Source organism: Lonsdalea britannica, from assembly GCF_946477055.1.
Taxonomy (GTDB): domain Bacteria; phylum Pseudomonadota; class Gammaproteobacteria; order Enterobacterales; family Enterobacteriaceae; genus Lonsdalea; species Lonsdalea britannica_A.
In genome coordinates this window covers 1-6,619 of record NZ_CAMKXG010000198.1, presented here as the reverse complement: position 1 = coordinate 6,619, position 6,619 = coordinate 1, and the positions used below count along the sequence as shown (strand labels likewise).

Annotated in this window: 6 protein-coding genes; 5 read left to right on the top strand and 1 reads right to left on the bottom strand. The window is 58.5% G+C overall.

Annotated elements, in window-relative coordinates:
- Positions 1-224: 224 nt before the first annotated feature.
- Complete coding sequence (gene mgtA, locus Q7O77_RS12870; RefSeq protein WP_304167942.1) at positions 225-2,927, bottom strand: magnesium-translocating P-type ATPase; 2,703 nt, start codon at positions 2,925-2,927, stop codon at positions 225-227.
- Between the two features lie 451 nt (positions 2,928-3,378).
- Here mgtA and nrdR point away from each other — a divergent pair, with 451 nt between their 5' ends.
- The 5 genes from nrdR to thiL all read left to right on the top strand — a co-directional run.
- On the top strand, positions 3,379-3,828 hold the full coding sequence (nrdR, locus tag Q7O77_RS12865) for a transcriptional regulator NrdR (protein ID WP_026738810.1): 450 nt from the start codon (positions 3,379-3,381) through the stop codon (positions 3,826-3,828).
- A 43-nt stretch (positions 3,829-3,871) separates the two neighbouring features.
- Entirely contained in the window at positions 3,872-4,987 is a 1,116-nt protein-coding gene (ribD, locus tag Q7O77_RS12860) for a bifunctional diaminohydroxyphosphoribosylaminopyrimidine deaminase/5-amino-6-(5-phosphoribosylamino)uracil reductase RibD (protein WP_304167937.1), read from the top strand.
- A 119-nt stretch (positions 4,988-5,106) separates the two neighbouring features.
- Entirely contained in the window at positions 5,107-5,583 is a 477-nt protein-coding gene (ribE, locus tag Q7O77_RS12855) for a 6,7-dimethyl-8-ribityllumazine synthase (RefSeq protein ID WP_026738812.1), read from the top strand.
- A gap of 25 nt (positions 5,584-5,608) precedes the next feature.
- Positions 5,609-6,022, top strand: coding sequence for a transcription antitermination factor NusB (nusB, locus tag Q7O77_RS12850; RefSeq protein ID WP_304167933.1), 414 nt, complete (start codon positions 5,609-5,611; stop codon positions 6,020-6,022).
- A 61-nt stretch (positions 6,023-6,083) separates the two neighbouring features.
- Positions 6,084-6,619: thiamine-phosphate kinase (thiL, locus tag Q7O77_RS12845; RefSeq protein ID WP_304167931.1), on the top strand; the 536-nt coding region annotated here is incomplete at its 3' end.

The following is a 6,619-nucleotide window of genomic DNA, read 5'->3' as shown; positions in this document are numbered from 1 at the left end:
GTCAGCAGACGGAAACGGACGGTCATGAAAGAGTCTCCTTGAGAAACGGCGAACATACCCTGAAGGCGTACGCCGGGTCGGCGTCATCGCCAGTGAGGGGTCTGCGACAGATAATAGCGGATGTGGAGCAAAAACGGGGCATTGTCAGCGAACGACTGGCAGGACAGAAATCAGCGGGAAAAAAGCTGCGCCCGCAGGAGGGGCGCAGCCGTTGCGTCGGGCGGTTACTGCCAGCCGTAGCGGCGAGCGAAGAAGCCTTTCATCGCCTGCGTCAGCATCATGTAGCCGCAAAGAATGGCGATGAGCCACGGAAAATAGCTCAGAGGCAGTGACTGTAGCTCCAGGAACCCGGCCAGCGGTGAGAAGATCAGCGCGATCCCCGTCGCCATAATCAGCAGCGTCATCATCGCCAGCGGCCATGACGGACGACTCTGAATAAACGGGATCTTGCGGGTACGGATCATATGTACGATCAGTGTCTGCGACAGCAGTCCTTCAACAAACCAGCCAGACTGGAACAGCGTCTGCATCTCGGGCGTATTAGCCTGGAAGACCCACCACATCAAAGCGAACGTCATCACGTCGAAAATAGAGCTGATCGGGCCGAAGAACACCATGAAGCGACCGATATCTCCGGCATTCCAACGCTGCGGGCGGCGAATCTGCTCATCGTCCACGTTATCGAACGGAATGGCGATCTGTGAAATATCGTACATCAGGTTCTGGATCAGCAGATGCAGCGGCAGCATGGGCAGGAACGGCAGAAACGCACTGGCGATCAGCACGCTGAACACGTTACCGAAGTTGGAGCTAGCGGTCATCTTGATGTATTTCAACATGTTGACGAAGGTCCGACGGCCTTCAATGACCCCTTGCTCCAGCACCATCAGGCTTTTTTCCAGCAGGATGATATCGGCCGCTTCCCGGGCGATATCCACCGCAGAGTCGACGGAGATACCAATGTCCGCCGCCCGCAGCGCGGGGGCGTCGTTGATGCCGTCGCCCATGAAGCCGACGACATGTCCCTGCGCTCGCAGCAGACGCACAATGCGCTCTTTGTGCATCGGCGTCAGCCGGGCGAATAGGGTGATGGTTTCTGCCTGAGCCGAAAGCTCCTCGTCGGTCATCTCATCGAGGCGGCTGCCGATCAGCGTTCCGGAGCAGTCGATGCCGACGTCGCGGCAGACCTTGGCGGCCACGAGTTCACTGTCCCCGGTCAGAATTTTGACCGTGATCCCACTGTTTTTCAGCGCTTTCAACGCGGGGGCGGTGCTCTCCTTCGGCGGATCGAGGAAGGCGATATAGCCTTCCAGAATCAGATCGGACTCATCCGCGCGGGCATAATCCCGCGGCTCGGCGTCAATCACCTTGCTGGCGACGGCGACGACGCGCAGGCCCTGGCGATTCCAATCGTCGGTGAGATGACGGATCCGCAGCAGCCGGTCCTCATCCAGCATCATGGTGTCTTCACCGATTCGCACAGAGGAACAGACGGTCAGCATTTCTTCCAGCGCGCCTTTGCAAATCAGCAGATGTTCCCGATCGTTTTCGGTGACGATGACCGACATACGGCGGCGCTCGAAGTCGAAGGGGATTTCGTCCACTTTACGCCAGCGGGAAAGGGCGTCGTGCTGCTCTTTATCGGAAACGCCTTCCAAAACGGCCTGATCGAGCAGGTTGCGCAGCCCGGTCTGATGCGCGCTGTTCAACCACGCCAGACGCAGCACCTTTTGGCAGCAGCGCCCGAACGCGTCGGTATGACTTTCCAGCGCAATGCGATCCTGCGTGAGCGTGCCGGTCTTATCGGTGCAGAGAATATTCATCGCGCCGAAGTTCTGAATGGCGTCCAGACGTTTGACGATCACTTTCTGACGAGAGAGTTTTACCGCGCCTTTCGCCAGCGTCGAGGTGACGATCATCGGCAGCATTTCCGGCGTCAGGCCGACGGCGACCGACAGCGCGAACAGCGCCGCTTCCCACCAGTCGCCTTTGGTATAGCCGTTGATGACCAGTACGATGGGGGTCATGACCAGCATAAAGCGGATCAGCAGCCAGCTGACGCGGCTGATGCCCTTTTGGAACGCGTTTTCCTGCTCGGGTTGATGCGTTACCCGGCCTGCCAGCTGGCCGAACCAAGTATTGGCGCCGGTGCCGATAACGATCGCCTGCGCGGTGCCGCTGATGACATTGGTACCCATGAAGCACAGGGTATCGCTTTCCAGCGCGGGGGCATTTTTCGCCAGACGACTGCGCGCGACTTTTTCCACGGGCAGTGACTCACCGGTCAGCGAGGCCTGACTGATAAACAGATCGCGCGCCTGCAATACGCGCAGATCCGCCGGGATCATGTCGCCCGCCGCGAGCTTGACGAGGTCGCCCGGCACCAGCTGATCCAGCGGGATTTCCTGATATTCGCTGCGTCCGGTCTGCTCATCGCATCTCAGTACGGTGGCAGTATTGCTGACCATCGCTTTCAGCGTATCGGCGGCTTTACCCGAACGTGCTTCCTGAACAAAGTGCAGCAGCGTCGAGATCAGCACCATCAGCCCAATCACCAGCGCCGCGGTCAGGTCTTCCGTGGCGTAGGAAATCAACGCCAGCAGCGTTAGCAGCAGGTTGAAAGGATTGCGGTAGCAGCGCCACAAATGCATCCACCAGGGCGCCGCTTGCTCGCCGGGGATCTGATTTTCGCCGTAGGTCTGCCGAGCCTGTCGGACTTCGTTGGGCATCAGTCCTTCGGGATGGCTGTCAAAAGCCTGATAGAGCGCATCTTCACTCAGCCAGGCGTAGTGATGACACTGACGGGCAAGACGTTCCGGTATGGCGTTCGCCTGACCGTCGGGCATCGGCGCGCGGTGGAACAAACGAGAAGGCAGATGACGGCTCATTTGAGCGAGCCACTGCTGGGTGAGGCGTTTTAATAGCATAACAGTCCCTCCGCCACGACGTCGTAACGTCGCAGCGTGATGACGCGCAGGGGACAGTCACCGGCGCGTCGGTAACATAGAATGAGCAGGGACGAAAGTGGGACGTCGCTGCCTTACTTATCGGTCGGTAAGGCAGCGAGAAAAAGGGCTGTCTTACCGAAGAAGTCCTGCCTGTGCAGGGTGGGGTTCTGGTTCCATCTCATTTCTCCGGGGTTGACGCCATTCCAGACGACGCGAACGTGCGGTCAGAAGGCGAATTTCAGCTTAGGCGACAGCCATTGAACGGCGGGTGCCAGTTTGCGGAGTCTCAAACTAGCAGATCAATCCTCAACCCAATCTAAACCGATGGCCGGGAGGCTCATCTGGCCGCGTTGCGCCACAAGGAGGCTGGGTTAGGAGGTTAATTCAGGGTAAACTGTCCCTATGATAAACGGAGGGAGCGGGAAAGGTTATGCATTGCCCATTTTGTTCTGCGGTTGATACCAAAGTGATTGATTCCCGGTTGGTTAGTGAGGGAGCACAGGTCCGTCGACGTCGTCAGTGTCTGGTATGCAACGAACGTTTTACCACCTTCGAAGTGGCGGAACTCGTGATGCCTCGTATCATCAAAAGCAACGATGTGCGGGAGCCTTTCAATGAGGACAAGCTACGCAGCGGTATGCAGAAAGCACTGGAAAAGCGGCCAGTCAGCTCCGATGACGTGGAGATGGCGATTAACCATATCAAATCGCAGCTGCGAGCCACCGGCGAGCGGGAAGTCACCGCGAAGATGCTGGGTAATCTGGTGATGGATGCGCTGAAAAAGCTGGATAAGGTCGCCTATATCCGCTTTGCCTCGGTTTACCGCAGCTTTGAAGATATTCGAGAGTTCGGGGAAGAGATCGCCCGTCTGCAGGATTAACCCCGTCATGCCGCGCAGTCGGCGTTGAGAAGAGAGGCTGGGAATGACACTACCGTCGGATGAATTTTATATGGCCCGGGCGCTGGAACTGGCGCGCCGGGGGCGTTTCACCACTGCGCCCAATCCCAACGTCGGCTGTGTGATCGCCCGCGACGGCGAGATCGTCGGTGAAGGCTATCACCAGAAGGCGGGTGGTCCCCATGCGGAAGTCCACGCCCTGAGCATGGCTGGCGAGCGAGCGCGCGGCGCAACGGCTTACGTCACGTTGGAACCCTGTAGTCATCATGGGCGTACGCCGCCGTGTGCGGATGCGTTGGTCGCCGCTGGCGTAACGCGGGTTGTCGCCGCGATGCAGGATCCCAATCCACAGGTCGCCGGGCGCGGGCTGACGCGACTGCATCAGGCCGGTATTGACGTCAGCTACGGAGTAATGGCGGCGGAAGCTGAACAGCTCAATCGCGGTTTTCTCAAGCGCATGCGCACCGGACTGCCCTTCGTTCAGCTCAAAATGGCGGCGTCACTGGATGGCCGCACGGCGATGGCTTCCGGCGAAAGCCAGTGGATTACGTCGCCGCAGGCGCGTCAGGACGTACAGCGTTTTCGTGCCGAAAGCGCTGCCATCCTGAGCAGCAGCGCGACGGTGCTGGCGGACGATCCTTCTCTGACCGTACGCTGGGAAGAATTCGATCCCGAGATGCAGCGGGCGTATCCGCAGGATCAGCTGCGTCAGCCCGTCCGGGTGATCGTCGACAGTCAGGAGCGTGTCACCTTCCGTCATCGTCTGATTCAGCAACCGGGGTCGACCTGGCTGGCGCGTCAGAAGGCCGATGCGCAGGCATGGCCGTCATCGGTAGAACAGCTGGCGCTGCCATTGCAGGGTGAAGGGGTTGATCTGGTGGCGTTGATGATGCTGCTGGGCAAACGCGAGATTAACTCGGTGTGGGTCGAAGCGGGCCCACGGCTGGCCGGTGCGTTGCTACGTGCCAATGTGGTGGACGAAGTGCTGCTTTACCTCGCGCCGAAGCTGCTGGGCGAAGCCGCGCGTCCGCTCTGCGTCTTGCCGGGATTATCCCTGTTGTCCCAGGCGCCTGAGTTTTCGCTGGCGCAGGTGGCGCAAGTCGGTCCCGATTTGCGCCTGACGCTTAAACCGCAGTCCTGAGGCGGCGTTACAGGCGTCTCGCTGTACAAAATATCGGCTGACAAAACCGGACACGACGTCGGAAGAATATGATAGAATCCGCCCCCCTGCGGGGCACTTAAACCAGTCAAAGGAAAGCTATGAACGTTATTGAAGGTGTTGTTGCTACTCCTAATGCCCGCGTGGCGATTGCAATTGCCCGCTTCAACCATTTCATCAACGACAGCCTGTTAGAAGGCGCCGTTGACGCTCTGAAACGCATCGGCCAGGTGAAGGAAGAGAACATCACCGTGGTATGGGTGCCGGGAGCCTACGAACTACCGCTAGCGGTACGCGCGTTGACCAAAAGCACTCAGAACGGCGGTTACGATGCCGTGGTGGCGCTGGGAACGGTGATCCGTGGTGGAACAGCCCATTTTGAATTTGTGGCTGGCGAATGCAGCTCAGGTTTGTCGCAGGTTGCCATGAACAGCGACATTCCCGTGGCTTTCGGCGTCCTGACGACTGAAAGCATTGAGCAGGCTATCGAACGCGCCGGCACCAAAGCGGGTAATAAAGGCGCAGAAGCTGCGTTGACCGCGCTTGAAATGATTAATGTATTACACGCTATCAAGTAAGCCTGATTAAGTAAGGGGTATTTCCGTGAAACCTGCTGCTCGTCGCCGCGCCCGTGAATGTGCGGTTCAAGCGCTTTATTCCTGGCAGTTATCTAAAAACGATATTGCCGATGTTGAACTACAATTCCTGAGCGAGCAGGATGTCAAAGGCGTTGACATCACCTATTTCCGCGAGCTGTTGACCGGGGTGGCGACGCAGGCCGACCGTATGGATGAGTTAATGACGCCATACCTGTCCCGCAAGCTGGAAGAACTGGGTCAGGTGGAAAAAGCGATCCTGCGTCTGGCGGTCTTCGAACTGAGCCGTCGCGATGATGTGCCGTATAAAGTGGCCATCAATGAAGCCATCGAACTGGCTAAAGTGTTCGGCGCTGAAGACAGCCACAAGTTTGTCAACGGCGTGCTGGATAAAGCTGCCCCCCACCTGCGTAAAAAATAAGTCATTCGGGACCGGATTACCCGTCCCGAAAGTTTAAGCTTCGGTACGGTCTGGACGAGATATGGTTGCTGGTGAATTCGATCTGATTGCCCGTTATTTTGACCGGGTGAGAACAACGCGCCGGGACGTTGAACTGGGCATCGGAGACGACTGTGCGTTGCTGACGGTGGCTGATAAAACGCAGCTGGCAGTCAGCACGGATACGCTGGTTGCTGGCGTACACTTCCTGCCGGATATCAATCCGGCGGACCTGGCCTACAAATCTTTGGCCGTCAATCTGAGCGATCTTGCCGCTATGGGGGCCGATCCGGCGTGGGTGTCCCTCGCCTTGACGCTGCCGTCTATCGACAGCGGCTGGCTGGAAGCCTATAGCGACAGCCTGTTCGAACTGCTTGATTACTACGACATGCAGCTGGTCGGTGGCGACACCACCCGCGGTCCGCTCAGTATTACCATGACGATTCAGGGACTGGTGCCCGCCGGACGCGCCCTACGGCGCGATGGCGCACACGTCGGCGACTGGATCTACGTCACGGGGACGTTGGGCGACAGCGCTGCGGGTCTGGCCATTTTGCAGGATCGCCTGCAGGTCGAGGA

What these genes read in the sequence shown, in the direction of transcription:
- mgtA (WP_304167942.1), bottom strand. Translation starts at nt 2,927, where the DNA reads ATGCTATTAAAACGCCTCACCCAGCAGTGGCTCGCTCAAATGAGCCGT.
- ribD (WP_304167937.1), top strand. Translation starts at nt 3,872, where the DNA reads ATGACACTACCGTCGGATGAATTTTATATGGCCCGGGCGCTGGAACTG.
- ribE (WP_026738812.1), top strand. Translation starts at nt 5,107, where the DNA reads ATGAACGTTATTGAAGGTGTTGTTGCTACTCCTAATGCCCGCGTGGCG.
- nrdR (WP_026738810.1), top strand. Translation starts at nt 3,379, where the DNA reads ATGCATTGCCCATTTTGTTCTGCGGTTGATACCAAAGTGATTGATTCC.